This window comes from Pseudomonas sp. GW456-L12 (genome assembly GCF_059424045.1).
This window is the reverse complement of record NZ_JBWKZA010000005.1, coordinates 252,056-268,147: the sequence shown is the minus strand read 5'-3', so window position 1 is coordinate 268,147 and position 16,092 is coordinate 252,056. Positions and strand designations below refer to the sequence as shown.

Sequence of the window (16,092 nt, the reverse complement as noted above, 5' to 3'; positions counted from 1 at the left end):
GCGAGCGTGCCGCTCGATCGCAGCCTTCGGCAGCGGCTACATAGAGCATCGAGCGTGGTCGGGATATCAAGGAGTCGCACGGTTTAGGTCAGCTGCTGCGCCAGCACCGCAATGTGCTCCGGCCCGATACCGCAGCAACCGCCCAGGTGGCTGGCGCCGCGTTGCCGCCAGTCGGCCGCCCATTGCAGGTAACCCGGCGGGTCGAGGTCGTCGCGCAGCGGGTCGAGGCCATCGTTGGCCGTGGCTTCTTTCGGTTGCGGCGGGAAGGCGTTGGCGTAGGCGCCGATATGGATCTTCACCCCCAGCCGCTCGAAGGTTGCCCGCGCCGCGTCGATCGCCGCGCCTATCACTTCCGGCTGGCTGCAATTGAACAATAGGGTTTCCACCCCCAGCTCCGCGGCCACCTTCGCCGCGTCCGCCACCGGCTCGCCGGAGCGCAGGCGTGGCATCTGGTCAGGGTTCTCATCGTGCAAGGTGAACGATAGCCAGAAGGGTTTGCCGTCCTTGGGCAGGCCGGCATGGATCGCCCGCGCCTCGACCGTGGAGCTCTGGGTTTCCGCCAGCCACAGGTCGACATGCGGGGCCAGGCCGTTGACCAGCGGTGCCAGCAACTCGGCGGCACGACCGGCCTCGAACAGGTCCGGGCGATAGGAGCCGAACAGCGGCGGCAGCGAACCGGCTACCCGCACCGGTTTGCCGGAAGCCTGTACCGCGCGCCGCGCCAGTTCGCCGGCCAACGCCGCCAGCGCCTGGCCTTCGGCGGCAAAACGCGCTTCGCCGATGTGGAACGGCACCACCGCGTAGCTGTTGCTGGTGATGACGTTGGCACCGCTTTCGATATAAGCCGCATGCACCGCTTCCACTGCCTGCGGTGCTTCGCTCAGGGCCAGCGCCGACCACTCGGGCTGCCTGAACGGCGCCCCACGGCGTTGCAGTTCACGACCCATGCCGCCATCCAGAATTACCCTGCTGCCTGCGCCCATATGCTCTTTACTCATATGCTTATGAAAATAACTCACTACCTGAGTCGTTCTTATAACTATTTAATACGCACCGTTCAGTTAATAACAACCTTTTTTCTGCCCGGGATTCCAATGAAATTCAAACCGCTGCTGGCCCTGGGCCTGACGATTCTCGCTGCCTCCAGCCAGGCTTTTGCCGGTGCCACCCTGGACCGTATCGAACAGAAAAAAGAGTTGGTCGGCGTACTGATGGAAAGCTACCCGCCCTTCTCCTTCCTCAACGATCAGAACCAGCTCGATGGCTTCGACGTGGACGTGGCCAAGGCCGTGGCCGACAAACTGGGGGTGAAGCTGCACCTGGAAACGCCGTCCTGGGACGTGATCGCCGCCGGCCGCTGGAGCGGCCGCTACGACATCTGCATCTGCTCCATGACCCCGAGCAAGGCCCGCGCCGAAGTCTTCGACTTTCCGGTGCAGTACTACGCCTCGCCAGCGGTGATCGTAGTCAACGCCAAGGACGATCGTATCCACGGCGCCAAGGACCTGAGCGACAAGAAGGTCGGCCTGACCAGCGCGTCCAGCTACGAGAGCTACCTGAACAAGAACCTGGTGATCGAGGGTGCCGAGGACACCCGGTTGCAGTACCCGTTCGACAACGTGCAGATCGCCCCGTACGACACCGACAACGTGGCCTTCCAGGACCTCGGCCTGGGCGCTGGCGTGCGCCTGGACGCGATCCTCACCAACCTGGTAACGGCCCAGCCGCGCCTGGCCCAGGACCCGCGCTTCAAGCTCGCCGGCGAGCCGCTGTACGCCGAACCCAACTCGGTGGCCATCGAGAAGGGCGACGCCCAGTGGCATGCCAAGGTCCGTGAAGTGTTCGCCCAGCTGAAGCAGGACGGCACCCTGAGCAAGCTCTCGCAGAAATGGATCGGCGCCGACATCAGCCAATGACTTCTCTTTCGCAACCACCTCGGCCACCGCAAACGCTGGCCGAGCCGCTGGTCAAACGCCTCTTCGGTTTCCGCGCCCGCCTGTACCTGACCTGGGCGGTACTGTTCGGCCTGTTCGCCAGTTTCTTCCTGAGCTTCGACCTGAAGTTCTCGATCATCCTCGACAAGCTGCCCAACCTGCTCGGCATCACCCTGGCCCCCAACGGTTTTCTGCAAGGCGCGGCGCTGACCCTGTTCCTCTGCCTCTGCTCGATCGTGCTGTCGTCGCTGCTGGGCTTCGTCACCGCGCTGGCCCGGTTGTCGAAAAGCGCCGTGGCCTTTGGCATCGCCAGTTTCTACGCCTCGTTCTTTCGCGGCACGCCGCTGCTGATCCAGATCCTGCTGATCTACCTCGGCCTGCCGCAACTGGGCGTGGTGCCAGGCGCCATCGCCGCGGGGATCATCGCCCTGTCGCTGAACTACGGTGCCTACCTCAGCGAGATCTTCCGCGCCGGCATCCTCGGCGTGCCCCACGGCCAACGCCAGGCGGCCCTGGCCCTGGGCATGAGTGACAGCGTGATCTTCTGGCAGGTGACCCTGCCCCAGGCCATGCGCACCATCATCCCGCCGGCCACCAACCAGTTCATCTCGATGCTCAAGGATTCGTCGCTGATCTCGGTGATGGGCGTCTGGGAAGTGATGTTCCTGGCCCAGTCCTACGGCCGCTCCAGCTACCGCTACATCGAAATGCTCAGCACCGCGGCGATCATCTACTGGCTGCTGTCGATCGGCCTGGAACTGATCCAGGCGCGGATGGAGCGGCATTACGGCAAGGCTTACGCCCAGCGCGACTGAGGTTCAGTGGGGTGTCGAGGGCCCGGGCGTACCCGGGCCCTTTTCCAGGCGCTCGAGATCACTGAGCAGCGAGCGGGCGCGACTGGTTTTCTGCACGGCCAGCACCCCCATCTGCAAACCGAAGGGCTTGAACACCGCGTTCAACGACTTGAGGGTCGGGTTGCCGTCACCGTGTTCGATGTGGATCAGGGTGCGCAGGGAAATCCGGCACATCCTGGCGAACTGGCTCTGGTGCAGCCCCGTGACTTCGCTGCGCAGGCGCCTGACCGCATCGCCAAGCGGCAAGCGGCCGGCCGCCAGCTCCTGCTGGATGTTGTCGATCAGCGCGCCGCGTTCTTCCAGGGTTGTACTCATCGCAGTCCCCACTCCTGCAGGCGTCGGTCCAAGTGGCGCAAGTGAATGCGCGGGTGATTCAGGGTGGCGTCGGGCAAGCCGCTGGCGTGCAACAGGTCCGGCAAGGCCCGCAGCCGTTCGGCATCCTCCCGCAGGCGCGTCAGGGCGGCTTCGGGGTCGAGCAGCGGCTTCAGGCTCGCGCATACCAGGCGCCAGTCCACGTCACCCGCCACTTCCATGCGCCCGGGCCATTTGATGGTCCGGGTAATGCCCTCATCGTCCATGACCGTGGGTGCCAGATCGTAGATCGGCGCCAGCTGCACCCGACTGTCGGTGCGGATGATCGAGAGGTTGCGTCCATGATTGTCCGAGTTGCCGAGGATCTTGTTGAGCAGGTCCCGGCGCAGGTAATCCGCCACCAGCTCGGGGATCGCCGACTCCTGGCCCGTGGCTCGCCACAGTTCGGCGAGGATCCCCAGCACCTCGGTGTGCCGCATGCCCTGGCCATGGCCCACCAGCCCCGCCAGGGAATAGATCGACTCCACCGCCAGGCGCTCCACCCCCGCCGGCGTTACCCGACGGTCGAAGCGCTGCATCCACAGGCTGGGCCTGGGGCCTTCTTCCAGGGCCAGGCCCTCGGTCGGCAGCGTATCGATGCCCAACTGTTGCAGCGCCCGGTAATAGTGGAATTCGCTCCTGAGGATGTCGCCGTCATTCTGCGTAGCCGGGTTACGGGGAAACTTCACCCACCAGTGGCACGCCGCCGAGGCATCGTCGAGCAACGCGTCGGGGTACAGCAGGCCCTCGCGGTTTTGAGCCAGCAGCAGCTTGGGCGCTTCGCCGCCGATGCTCGCAGTACCGCCGAACGCCGCGCCCTGCTCGTGGGCGTACTCGAGAAAGCGATTATCGAGGGCAATCACCTGGTCCCGGGAAAACCCCAGCGCCGGACGCCTGCGCAAGCCCGCCAGCGACTCCCTGATCCGCAGGTTGCCGATGGGCGCCGCGCTGGACCGGCTCAAGAGGAACAACTCGACGCCCATGCCGTCTGGCCGCTCGTGGCCAATCTGGCGCAGCAGGAAGCGCCCGGTCGCTGCCGCCGGGGCAAGGTCATAGAGAAAGGCCGGGGCTCGTTCTTCCCGCCACGATTCCCAGCCCAATGGGATCTGCGCACTGACCGACCTGGCCAGCGGGCTGGCGACAGCCTCCAGGTTATCCACCAGGTACTGCTGGACATAACCAAAACGGCAGGGGCTGGCGAAGCCCTCTTCGGGCCTGTCGAAGGTCAGGGTCATGGCGTCGTTCCATACCCCTGCGCAGTAGAGCTGTAAAGTCAGCCGAAGCACTTTGTTACCTGCATTTTAGTGCACTTTTAATGAGACATAAGGCCTTAACACGCATTGTAATGCAGATAGATAAAATTCATAACTTAATAAGTGCATTAAAATACATTCACATGATGTTCGTTCCAGCCTGGAAATATCCCTCAAGCCGCCTGTAGCGGCACGCGCATCGCTCTCCGCCGCCCCGGGCAACAGGCAAAAAAAAGGGAGGCCGTAGCCCCCCCGAGGTAAAACGTTACCGATGAAGGATTGAAATTCAGCCTTCGATCTCGATCAGGATTTCGCCCGGGTTGACCCGGTCGCCCTTGGCCACGTGGATGGCGGTGACCTTGCCGGCGATGGCCGCCTGGACTTCGGTTTCCATCTTCATGGCTTCGGTGATCAGCACCGCCTGGCCGGCCTTGACGGTGTCGCCTTCCTTGACCAGCACGTCGACGATGTTGCCCGGCATGGTGGTGCTGACATGGCCCGGCGCGCTGGCCTGCTTGCGCTTGCTGCTGCCGCTGCCGACGAACTCGTTGAGCGGCTCGAACACCACTTCTTCCGGCATGCCGTCGATGGACAAGTAGAAGTGGCGCTTGCCTTCGGCCTTCACGCCGACACCGGTGATGTCGACGCGGTAGGTCTCGCCGTGCACGTCAATGACGAACTCGGTCGGTACACCTTCGCCGCCGGCCGAGCTCACGCCGCCCGCTTCCGGAATCGGCAGCAGCACTTCCGGAGTCAGGGTGCCGGCTTCGCGTTCTTCGAGGAACTTGCGCCCGATGTCCGGGAACATGGCGTAGGTCAGCACGTCTTCTTCGGATTTGGCCAAGGCGCCGATGTCATTGCGCAGCTTGGTCATTTCCGGCTTCAGCAGGTCGGCCGGGCGCACGTCGATCACGTCTTCGCTGCCGATGGCCTGGCGCCGCAACTTCTCGTCCACCTCGCCTGGTGCCTTGCCGTAACCGCCTTGCAGGTACAGCTTCACCTCGTTGGTGATGGTCTTGTAGCGCTCGCCGGCCAGCACGTTGAAGAACGCCTGGGTGCCGACGATCTGCGAAGTCGGGGTCACCAGCGGCGGGTAGCCGAGGTCATGACGCACCCGCGGGATCTCCGCCAGCACTTCGTTCATGCGGTTCAGGGCGCCCTGCTCCTTGAGCTGGTTGGCCAGGTTGGAAATCATCCCGCCCGGCACCTGGTTGACCTGCACCCGGGTGTCGACCGCGGTGAATTCGCTTTCGAACTGGTGGTACTTCTTGCGCACGGCGTAGAAGTACAGGCCGATCTCCTGCAGCAGTTCCAGGTCCAGGCCGGTGTCGAATTCGCTGCCTTTAAGGGCTGCGACCATCGACTCGGTGCCCGGGTGGCTGGTGCCCCAGGCGAAGCTGGAGATCGCGGTGTCGATGTGGTCGGCGCCGTTCTCGATGGCCTTGAGCTGGCACATCGCGGCCAGGCCGGCGGTGTCATGGGAGTGGACGAACACCGGCAGCGATTGCTCGGCCTTCAGCGCCTTGACCAGCTCGCCGGTGGCGTAAGGGGTCAGCAGGCCGGCCATGTCCTTGATCGCCACCGAGTCGCAACCCATGGATTCCATTTGCTTGGCCTGGGCCACGAACGCCTCGATGGTGTGCACCGGGCTGGTGGTGTAGGCAATGGTGCCCTGGGCGTGCTTGCCGGCGGCTTTCACCGCTTCGATGGCCACCCGCAGGTTACGCACGTCGTTCATGGCGTCGAAGATGCGGAACACGTCGATGCCGTTGACCGCCGCCTTGGCGACGAAGGCCTTGACCACGTCGTCGCTGTAATGGCGGTAGCCCAGCAGGTTCTGCCCGCGCAGGAGCATTTGCAGGCGGGTGTTGGGCAGCGCGGCGCGCAGTTTGCGCAGGCGCTCCCACGGGTCTTCCTTGAGGAAGCGCACGCAGGCGTCGAAGGTCGCGCCGCCCCAGACTTCCAGCGACCAGTAGCCGACTTTGTCGAGCTTGTCGCAGATCGGCAGCATGTCTTCGGTGCGCATGCGGGTCGCCAGCAGCGATTGGTGGGCGTCGCGCAGGATGGTGTCAGTAACAAAGATCTTCTTGGACATTCTTATCTCCTCATAGCGACAAGCTTCAAGCTACAAGCCGCAAGAAAAAGCCGATCTGCTTCTACTTGCAGCTTGCCGCTCACAGCTTGCCGCTGCATTCAAAGGCCTGCGTGGGCGGCGATGGCGGCGGCGATGGCCAGGGCCAGCTCTTCGGGTTTGCGCTTGATCGAGTAGTTGGTCAGCTCAGGGTGGCTTTCCACAAAACTGGTGTTGAACTGGCCGCTACGGAATTCCGGGTTACGCAGGATTTCCTGGTAATAGGCAGCAGTGGTCTTGACCCCTTGCAGACGCATGTCGTCCAGGGCGCGCAAGCCACGGTCCATCGCCTCCTCCCAGGTCAGGGCCCAGACCACCAGCTTCAGGCACATGGAGTCGTAGAACGGCGGAATGGTGTAGCCGGTGTAGATCGCCGTGTCGGTCCGCACGCCGGGGCCGCCGGGCGCGTAGTAACGGGTGATCTTGCCGAAGCTCGGCAGGAAGTTGTTCTTCGGGTCTTCGGCGTTGATCCGGAACTGCAGGGCGAAACCACGGTGATGGATGTCTTCCTGCTTCACCGACAGCGGCAGGCCGGAAGCGATGCGGATCTGCTCGCGAACGATGTCGATGCCGGTGATTTCTTCGGTGATGGTGTGTTCCACCTGCACCCGGGTGTTCATCTCCATGAAGTACACCTCGCCGTCGGCGAGCAGGAACTCCACGGTACCGGCGTTCTCGTAGCCCACGGCCTTGGCCGCGCGCACCGACAGGTCGCCGATGTAGGCGCGCTGTTCCGGGGTCAGTTGCGGGCTGGGGGCGATCTCGATCAGCTTCTGGTTGCGGCGCTGGATCGAGCAGTCGCGCTCGAACAGGTGCACCACGTTGCCGAAGCTGTCGCCGAGGATCTGCGCCTCGATGTGCTTGGGATTGACGATGCATTTTTCCAGGAACACTTCGGCGGAGCCGAACGCCTTGGTCGCCTCGGAAATCACCCGTGGGAACGCCTGTTCCAGTTCTTCCCGGCTGTTGCAGCGACGAATGCCGCGGCCGCCACCGCCGGAAGTGGCCTTGAGCATCACCGGGTAACCGATGCGGTCGCCTTCGCTCAGGGCTTCATGGATATCGGCGACGTTGCCTTCGGTGCCCGGGGTGACCGGCACGCCTGCCTTGATCATGCTGCGGCGGGCTTCGGTCTTGTCGCCCATGCGGCGAATCACTTCAGCCGATGGGCCGATGAATTTGATCCCACGTTCGGCGCAGATGTCCGCCAGCTCGGCGTTTTCCGAAAGGAAGCCGTAGCCGGGGTGCAGCGCGTCGCAGCCGGTTTCCACGGCCAGGTTCACCAGCTTGCGCGGGTTCAGGTAGCCGGCCAGGGGTTCGGCGCCGATGCTGTGGGCTTCATCCGCGCGCTTCACATGCAGGGCATGGCGATCGGCGTCGGAGAAGATCGCGACCGAGCGAATGCCCATCTCGGCGCAGGCACGCACGATTCGTACGGCAATCTCACCACGGTTGGCGATCAGGATCTTTTTTATCACTTGGAGGTACCCTTGAGCCGTTGGAACAAAAGACCCGCTAGACCGGGTCGGCGCGTGACCAAATGTTTCAAGCCAGTCGCAGGCCCACACTATTCCTGTCGATGAATTAACAAAAATCAATAATTATTGGGTCGCTCATAAGCAAAGACTTATAGTTGACCCGACAGCCCTCGGCGCGAGACCTTATATAATGCGTAAGTCCTTGATGCGTATGACATTACGCCAATTGCAGATTTTCAATGAAGTCTGCGACCTGCGCTCCTACAGCCGGGCGGCCGACGAAATGTCCCTGACCCAGCCCGCCGTCAGCCTGCAGATTCGCCAGCTGGAGGAGCTGATCGGCCAGCCCCTGTTCGATTACGTCGGCAAGAAGCTCTATATGACCGAGGCCGCCGAGGCGCTGCAACGGGCCAGCCGCGACATCTTCGGGCGCCTGGAAAACCTCGACATGCAACTGTCGGACATGCAGGGTTCCTTGCAGGGCCAGCTGAAACTGGCGGTGGAATCCAGCGCCAAGTACTTCGTGCCGCACCTGTTCGCCGCCTTCAAGCGCCAGCACCCGGAGGTCAACCTGCAACTGACGGTGGTCAATCGGGGCCAGGTGATCCGCCGCCTCTCGGACAACCGCGACGACCTGGTGATCATGTCCATGGTCCCGCAGGACATGGGCCTGGAATTCCTGCCGTTCCTCAACAACCCGATCGTCGCCGTGGCGCCGCCCGACCATCCGCTGTGCCACCTCGGGCCGCTGCGCCTGCAGGACCTGGAACCCTACAACCTGCTGGTGCGCGAACAGGGTTCGGGCACGCGCCTGGCCTGCGAGGAGTATTTCAAGGAAAAACGCGTGCACTTCACCCAGACCCTGGAAGTATCGTCGGCCGAGGCTCAGCGCGAGTGTGTGCTGGCGGGTCTGGGCGTGGCGCTGTTGACGCGCCACGCCCTGAACCTTGAGTTGGCGACCGGGGGACTCGTCGAGTTGCCGGTCGAAGAGCTGCCGTTGTATCGCAGCTGGTGCCTGGTGCAGGCCAAGGCAAAACGCCTGTCACCGGTAGCGCATGCGTTCCTGGGGTTTATCCGCAGCGAACGGGTGCAGATCAGCGGGCTTGTTGAACGTTTTGACGGGAAGCTGCCGAGGCTGCCTGCCAGTAATTGACGGCGTCCAGCTCGGGGTAGTCGTTGATTTCCTGCTGCAGACGGCGCAGCTCACAGCGATGTTCGATCGCGCGGCGAAATTCCATGCGGCGCTGGTCTTCCTGTTGACGACGGGTCTTGACTGCGCTGCTGCTCTCTTCGTAAGGCCGGGCCATTTCGAGTCTCCCAATGCGAGTACGGGAGCTTCAAGATGGACGTCGGGCGTTACGGTTTGGCGGCGGGTCCATGACAGGACGATGAAAGCTGCCGTATGGCGCCCGCCTCCCTTGTAGGAGCGAGCTTGCTCGCGATAGCCGCGAAGCGGCGGTTCATTCCGCTACACCGCATCATCATTGACGATTGTTCGCGAGCAAGCTCGCTCCTACAGGGGGACGCTCGGCGATGAGGCGCAGCGTTCAATCGTCCAGGGCTTTTACCGACTTGGGCGACAGGCGCAGGCTGCGAAGGCTGCGCTTGACGCTCTTGAGGTGGTTGACCAGGCTCGGGCCGCGGGCCATGGCCACGCCCATCGCCAGGACGTCGATCACCACCAGGTGGGCGATGCGCGAGGTCAGCGGGGTGTAGATTTCGGTGTCTTCGTGCACGTCGATCGCCAGGTTGACGGTCGACAGCTCGGCCAGCGGCGTCTGGCTCGGGCACAGGGTGATCAGCGAGGCGCCGCTTTCACGCACCAGGTTGGCGGTGATCAGCAAGTCCTTGGAACGCCCGGACTGGGAAATGCAGATCGCCACGTCGGTGGGCTTGAGGGTCACCGCCGACATCGCCTGCATATGCGGGTCGGAATAGGCCGCCGCGGTCAGCAGCAGGCGGAAGAATTTGTGCTGGGCGTCCGCCGCCACTGCGCCCGAGGCGCCGAAGCCGTAGAACTCCACGCGCTGGGCCTGGGACATGAGGGTCACAGCCCGTTGCAACTCCACCGGATCGAGCTTCTCGCGAACCTCCATCAGGGTGTGCAGGGTGGTGTCGAAGATTTTCAGGCTGTAGTCGGCGACCGAGTCGTCTTCATGAATCGCGAACTGGCCGAAGCTCGCCCCGGCGGCCAGGCTCTGGGCCAGCTTGAGCTTCAGGTCCTGGAACCCCGAGCAACCGATGGCGCGGCAGAAGCGCACGATGGTCGGCTCGCTGATACCCACGCTGTGGGCCAGGTCGGCCATGGAACTGTGCATCACAGCCGCAGGGTCGAGCAGCACATGATCGGCGACCTTGAGCTCCGACTTGCGCAAGAGATGGCGTGATTGGGCAATGTGCTGCAACAGATTCAAAGGGCTGGACTCATTGTTATGGGGCAGACGCCCAAGGATGTAGCAATTTTGTAGTTATACTACATGAATTCGCTTTTTGCCTGCTCAATGCGTAACTGAATCACCTTTGCGCCCCACTGTTTTAGCCTCGCCTGCTCTTTGTAGCTGCTGGAGCCGGGCAGCCGGTATTCGTAAAAACTTCAGATATTCCTGGCCTTCTGCGGCCGCTGCGCAGCCTGCGGCAGCGGCTACAGGGTCTCGGCCCGCAACAGCGCCGCAAGCCCCTCGGCTTCCACCGGCCGACTGATCAGGTAGCCCTGCACCTCATCGCATTTCTGCTCCTTGAGAAATGCCAGCTGCTCCGGATGCTCCACCCCTTCGGCCACCACCTTCAGCGACAGCCCATGGGCCATGGCGATGATCGCCCGGGTGATCGCCGCGTCGGCGCTGCCTTCGCTCAGGCCGCGGATGAATGCCTGGTCGATCTTCACGTAGTCCACCGGAATCCGCTTGAGGTAGCTCAGCGAGGAATAACCGGTGCCGAAGTCGTCGATGGCCAGCTTCACCCCCAGGTCACGCAGCTGCTGGAAGGTGGAGACGATATGGTCGACGCTGTCGAGCAGATGGCTTTCGGTCAGCTCCAGCTCGAGGAAATGCGGCGCCAACCCGGTCTCTTCCAGCACACTGCGGACCAGGCTGACCAGCTTGCCCTGGCGCAGTTGATGCACCGACAGGTTCACCGACACCCGAATGGCCGGCAGCCCCTGGCGCTGCCATTCGCAGGCTTGCCAGCAGGCCTGGCGCAGGACGAATTCGCCGATCGGACCGATCAGCCCGATCTCTTCCGCCAGGCCGATAAAGTCACACGGCGGCACCCGCCCCAGCTCGGGATGATCCCAGCGCACCAAGGCTTCGGCGGCATTCAGGCGGCCGCTGGCCAGGCACAGCTTCGGTTGGTAGAAGACCTTCAGCTGGTGCTCTTCCACCGCCTTGCGCAGCTGGTTCTCCAGGTGCAGGCGCTCCAGGGTGCTGGCTTGCAGGCTGGCGGTGTAGAACTGGAAGTTGTTGCCGCCCAAATGCTTGGCGTGTTGCATGGCGATGTTCGACTGGCTGATCAGTGCCGGAATTTCCCGCGCGCTGTCGGGCAGCATGCTGATACCCATCGAGGCACTGACCACCAGCTCATGCCCTTCCACGGTGATCGGCAGGCGCAGCTTCGCCGACAGTCGTGTAGCCACCCGGCTCAGGCTCGACAGGCTGCCGTAGGCGTCGAACAGCACGGCGAATTCATCGCCGGATAAACGGGCGATGGTGTCGGCTTCCGGCAGCGCGTTGACCAGCCGCCGCGCCATTTTCTGCAACAGCTGGTCGGCGACCTCATGGCCCAGGCTGTCGTTGAGCAGCTTGAAACGGTCCAGGTTGATATGCACCAGGGCCAGGCTGCGGCCGCCCTGGCGCACCCGCTGATGGGCTTCGCCCAAGCGTTCGCGAAACAGCGAACGGTTGGCCAGGCCGGTCAGTTCGTCGTAATGGCTCAGGTAGCGCATGCGCTCTTCGGATTCGCGTCGGGCCGACAGATCAGCGAAGAAGCCCACAATATGACTGATGTTTCCCCGCGTATCGCGCACCACGTTCAATTGCAGCCACTGCGGGTACAGCTCGCCGTTCTTGCGCGCCTCCACCAGTTCGCCCTGCCAGCTGCCGTGCTGTTCCAGGGCCTGGTGAATCGCCGGATAGTGCCGCCGTGCATCGCGGCTGCACGGCAGGTCGACCATATTGCGCCCGAGCATGTCCTCGAGCTGGTAGCCGGTAACCCGGCTGAAGGCCTGATTGGCCGCCAGCAGCAGGTAATCCGGGTCGAGAATCACAATGCCCTCGCTGGCCGCCTCGAACACCATCGCCGCCAGGCGTCGCTGCTCTTCCTGCTGCTTGCTGGCGCTGATATCGCGCCGGGTGCCGACCATGCGCAGCACCTGGCCCTCGGCGCCGCGCTCCACGGCCCGCCCACGGTCCTCGATCCAGACCCAGCGGCCATCGGCGTGCCGCACGCGGTATTCCACCAGGTAATCCTCGGTGCGCCCCTTCAGGTGCTCCACCAGCGCGCGCTTGAGCAGCGGCAGGTCTTCGGGATGCAGCAGCGGCTTGAGATGGCTGAGCATCGCCCGCACGAATTCCGGCTCCAGGCCGAACAGCTCCTTGATATGGCTGTGATGGACTTCGTCGGTCTCCAGGTTCCAGTCCCACAGCCCCAGCTGGCTGGCCTTCAAGGCCAGTGCCAGGCGCGCCTCGCTCTTGCTCAGCGCCTGGTTGGCCGCATCCAGTTCAAGGCTGCGCTGGGCCACGCGGTTTTCCAGCCCGGCCTGGGCTTCGCGCAATTGCTCTTCGGCGCGGCGACGCTGCTCGACTTCCCGCAACAGCTCGCTGTTGAGCTGCTCGCTGCGGCTCTGCGCCTGTTGCAGATGTTCGATCAGGGCCTGGTTCTGGAAACGCCGCAGCAAGCCCATCTGGATCAGGCGGTTGACCTGCCAGGCCACCACGCTCAGCGACACCAGCAGGATCAACCCCAGCCAGCCCCAGCCGCGCTGCTGCTCGTCGCCGCCCCAGAACAGGTAGCCGATCGCCGGTAGCAAACAGGGCAAGGTAAAGGACAGGAAGGCCGGCAGGCTGACCGCGTAGGCCACGCTGGCCGAGAGGATCGCCGCGCCGATCAGGCCGAAGACCCAGGCCTGCTGCAGGAAATTGTCGGTGGGCATCAGGGCGATGCCGGCGCAGGCCAGGGTCAGGCCGCTGACGGCGGAGCCGAGCAGGAACATGCGGCGCCAGATCGGCTGCGCCTGGCGGCTGGGAATCGCCGAGTCGAACGCCGCCACCTGGATCACCCGCAGGGCGACCAGGGCCAGCAACCAGACCATCCACACGCTGACCAGCCAATAACGCTCGGGGCTCCACAGCAGCCAGGCGCAGACCAGGCCGTTGAGCAGCATGAACAGGGTGGGCAACAGGGAGCCCTGATAAAGCAGGCGCGTGCGCTCTACCGCCATCTCCATGGCGTATTGCTTGCGAACAACCCGAGGCTCCACGGAGGGTCCGGACGGGCCAGTGCTGAGTGTCATAGGCAGTGTTCTTATAATGATTGAGCCCGAAACGTCGCCGGAGCATACACAAGCAACCGCCCGGACCAAACTGCCTGGAATCATAAAATCGGCAAATCCGCGCGAGCGCCGATCCCTGCGAAATTCCTCCAGCCAAGCCCGGCCAACGGCTGCAGCCCGTGACCGACCGGTCGTCCCCGGCGTTCTTTTATCGGCTAAACCAAAGCTTGGTTTGCCCGGTGTGCGCCAGCCCCCTAGAATGCCCCGATGCGCGATGATCTCTCCCTTCTGCTGAACTCCCTCAACGATGCCCAACGCCAGGCCGTAGCCGCCTCCTTGGGTCGTCAGTTGGTCCTGGCCGGTGCTGGCTCCGGTAAAACCCGAGTGCTGGTGCACCGTATCGCCTGGTTGATCCAGGTCGAGAACGCCTCGCCCCACTCCATCCTGTCGGTGACCTTCACCAACAAGGCCGCTGCCGAGATGCGCCAGCGCATCGAGCAGTTGATGGGTATCAACCCGGCCGGCATGTGGGTCGGCACCTTCCACGGCCTGGCGCACCGCCTGCTGCGGGCGCACTGGCAAGAGGCCGGCCTGAGCCAGACCTTCCAGATCCTCGACAGCGACGACCAGCAACGCCTGGTCAAGCGGGTGATCCGCGACCTCGGCCTGGACGAGCAGCGCTGGCCGGCCCGGCAGGCCCAGTGGTTCATCAACGGGCAGAAGGACGAAGGCCTGCGTCCGCAACACATTCAAGCCAGCGGCGACCTGTTCCTGGCCACCATGCGCGGCATCTACGAAGCCTACGAGGCCGCCTGCCAGCGCGCCGGGGTCATCGACTTCTCCGAGCTGCTGCTGCGTGCCCTGGACCTGTGGCGCGACCACCCAGGCCTGCTGGCGCACTACCAGAAGCGTTTCCGCCACGTGCTGGTGGACGAATTCCAGGACACCAACGCCGTGCAGTACGCCTGGTTGCGCCTGCTGGCCAAGGGCGGCGACAGCCTGATGGTGGTGGGCGACGACGACCAGTCGATCTACGGCTGGCGCGGCGCGAAGATCGAGAACATTCACCAGTATTCCGAAGACTTCCCGGACACCGAAGTGATCCGCCTGGAGCAGAACTATCGCTCCACCGCCGGCATCCTCAAGGCCGCCAACGCCCTGATCGCCAATAACACCGGGCGCCTGGGCAAGGAGCTGTGGACCGACGGCGGCGAAGGCGAAGCGATCAACCTGTACGCCGCCTTCAACGAACACGATGAAGCGCGCTACGTGGTGGAAACCATCGAAAGCGCCCTGAAAACCGGCCTGGCCCGCAGCGATATCGCCATCCTCTATCGCTCCAACGCCCAGTCGCGGGTGCTGGAAGAGGCGCTGCTGCGCGAGCGCATTCCGTACCGCATCTACGGCGGCCAGCGCTTCTTCGAACGCGCCGAAATCAAGAACGCCATGGCCTACATGCGCCTGCTCGAAGGTCGCGGCAACGACGCGGCCCTGGAGCGGGTGATCAACGTGCCGACCCGCGGCATTGGCGAAAAGACCGTCGAAGCGATTCGCGAACACGCGCGCCACAGCCATGTGTCGATGTGGGAAGCGATGCGCCAGCTGGTGGCCAATAAAGGCGTGACCGGGCGCGCCGCCGGTGCCCTGGGCGCCTTCATGGAGCTGATCGAGCACCTGGCGCTGAAAACCGCCGAGATGCCGTTGCACCTGATGACCCAGACCGTTATCGAGCAGTCCGGCCTGATCGCCTACCACGAAGCGGAAAAAGGCGAGAAAGGCCAGGCCCGGGTAGAAAACCTCGAGGAACTGGTCAGCGCCGCGCGCAACTTCGAGCACACCGAAGAAGACCAGGAGCTGACGCCGCTGGCGGCCTTCCTCGGCCACGCTTCGCTGGAAGCCGGCGACACCCAGGCCGACGAGCACGAAGACAGCATCCAGCTGATGACCCTGCACAGCGCCAAGGGCCTGGAATTCCCTTACGTGTTCCTGGTGGGCATGGAAGAAGGCCTGTTCCCGCACAAGATGAGCCTGGAAGAGCCCGGCCGCCTTGAAGAGGAACGGCGCCTGGCCTACGTCGGCATCACCCGGGCGATGCAGAACCTGGTGATGACCTACGCCGAAACCCGACGCCTGTACGGGAGCGAGACCTACAACAAGGTGTCGCGTTTCGTACGGGAGGTACCGAAGGGGCTGATCCAGGAAGTGCGCCTGTCCAACAGCGTCAGCCGTCCGTTCGGCGGTGGCCAGTCGCAGAGCACCAGCAGCCTGTTCGGCGGCAGCGAGATCCCGGACACCGGCCTCAGCCTCGGCCAGGCGGTGCGCCACTCGGTATTCGGCGACGGCGTGATCCTCAACTTCGAAGGCGCCGGCGCCCAGGCCCGGGTCCAGGTGAACTTCAGCGAAGGCAGCAAGTGGCTGATGCTCGGCTACGCCAAGCTCGAAGCCATCTGACGCCTTGACCTCCTTCGCCATGCCGGGGCGATGCTTCTGAACCAGAAGCATGCCCCGCGGCATGGGGCGAAGTCGGGCTGACCGGCCACTGAGCCGTTGTATCCGCCCAACGGACAAACCTGTACAGGGCCCACTTGCCTCGACCCAAGCTGAAC

11 protein-coding genes and 1 pseudogene are annotated in these 16,092 nt (G+C 63.8%); 4 read left to right on the top strand and 8 right to left on the bottom strand.

The annotated features are described in order from the left end of the window. Nucleotides 1-83: 83 nt before the first annotated feature. Nucleotides 84-983: a homocysteine S-methyltransferase family protein gene (locus tag AC07Y9_RS09115; protein ID WP_102680234.1), complete on the bottom strand. Its 900-nt coding sequence runs from the start codon at nucleotides 981-983 to the stop codon at nucleotides 84-86. A 111-nt stretch (nucleotides 984-1,094) separates the two neighbouring features. Between AC07Y9_RS09115 and AC07Y9_RS09110 the strand changes: the two genes are divergently transcribed. Beyond that, a complete protein-coding gene (locus tag AC07Y9_RS09110) occupies nucleotides 1,095-1,916 on the top strand; it encodes an ABC transporter substrate-binding protein (protein WP_102680233.1) in 822 nt (273 codons plus the stop codon). Next, nucleotides 1,913-2,749, top strand: a complete 837-nt coding sequence (locus tag AC07Y9_RS09105) for an amino acid ABC transporter permease (RefSeq protein ID WP_102680232.1) — start codon at nucleotides 1,913-1,915, stop codon at nucleotides 2,747-2,749. Before AC07Y9_RS09110 ends, AC07Y9_RS09105 begins: the two co-directional genes overlap by 4 nt. 87 nt (nucleotides 2,750-2,836) lie before the next feature. Here the strand turns inward: AC07Y9_RS09105 and AC07Y9_RS09100 are convergent. The 4 genes and pseudogenes from AC07Y9_RS09100 to AC07Y9_RS09085 form a co-directional block, all read right to left on the bottom strand. Then, a pseudogene (locus AC07Y9_RS09100) lies at nucleotides 2,837-3,103 on the bottom strand (helix-turn-helix domain-containing protein); the annotation flags it as partial. Further along, entirely contained in the window at nucleotides 3,100-4,374 is a 1,275-nt protein-coding gene (locus AC07Y9_RS09095) for a type II toxin-antitoxin system HipA family toxin (protein ID WP_102680230.1), read from the bottom strand. The gene AC07Y9_RS09095 and the pseudogene AC07Y9_RS09100, both read right to left, overlap by 4 nt. Before the next feature lie 304 nt (nucleotides 4,375-4,678). Continuing rightward, nucleotides 4,679-6,487 carry a sodium-extruding oxaloacetate decarboxylase subunit alpha gene (oadA, locus tag AC07Y9_RS09090; protein WP_087087444.1) on the bottom strand — a complete coding sequence of 603 codons (1,809 nt, stop codon included), beginning with the start codon at nucleotides 6,485-6,487 and terminating at the stop codon, nucleotides 4,679-4,681. A gap of 98 nt (nucleotides 6,488-6,585) precedes the next feature. Beyond that, nucleotides 6,586-8,001, bottom strand: coding sequence for an acetyl-CoA carboxylase biotin carboxylase subunit (locus AC07Y9_RS09085; RefSeq protein WP_087087442.1), 1,416 nt, complete (start codon nucleotides 7,999-8,001; stop codon nucleotides 6,586-6,588). A gap of 190 nt (nucleotides 8,002-8,191) precedes the next feature. Here AC07Y9_RS09085 and AC07Y9_RS09080 point away from each other — a divergent pair, with 190 nt between their 5' ends. After that, nucleotides 8,192-9,154, top strand: coding sequence for a LysR family transcriptional regulator (locus AC07Y9_RS09080; protein WP_028683627.1), 963 nt, complete (start codon nucleotides 8,192-8,194; stop codon nucleotides 9,152-9,154). Here the strand turns inward: AC07Y9_RS09080 and AC07Y9_RS09075 are convergent. The 3 genes from AC07Y9_RS09075 to AC07Y9_RS09065 all read right to left on the bottom strand — a co-directional run bounded on the left by AC07Y9_RS09075 (nucleotide 9,096) and on the right by AC07Y9_RS09065 (nucleotide 13,507). Next, nucleotides 9,096-9,308, bottom strand: coding sequence for a PA3496 family putative envelope integrity protein (locus AC07Y9_RS09075; protein ID WP_007927592.1), 213 nt, complete (start codon nucleotides 9,306-9,308; stop codon nucleotides 9,096-9,098). The two genes, AC07Y9_RS09080 and AC07Y9_RS09075, sit on opposite strands and share 59 nt — an antisense overlap. 240 nt (nucleotides 9,309-9,548) lie before the next feature. Then, complete coding sequence (hexR, locus tag AC07Y9_RS09070) at nucleotides 9,549-10,415, bottom strand: transcriptional regulator HexR (protein ID WP_007927594.1); 867 nt, start codon at nucleotides 10,413-10,415, stop codon at nucleotides 9,549-9,551. 227 nt (nucleotides 10,416-10,642) lie between these two features. Further along, nucleotides 10,643-13,507: an EAL domain-containing protein gene (locus AC07Y9_RS09065; protein WP_102680229.1), complete on the bottom strand. Its 2,865-nt coding sequence runs from the start codon at nucleotides 13,505-13,507 to the stop codon at nucleotides 10,643-10,645. Nucleotides 13,508-13,753: 246 nt separating this feature from the next. Between AC07Y9_RS09065 and uvrD the strand changes: the two genes are divergently transcribed. Further along, a complete protein-coding gene (gene uvrD / locus AC07Y9_RS09060) occupies nucleotides 13,754-15,937 on the top strand; it encodes a DNA helicase II (protein WP_102680228.1) in 2,184 nt (727 codons plus the stop codon). The last annotated feature ends 155 nt before the right edge of the window (nucleotides 15,938-16,092 follow it).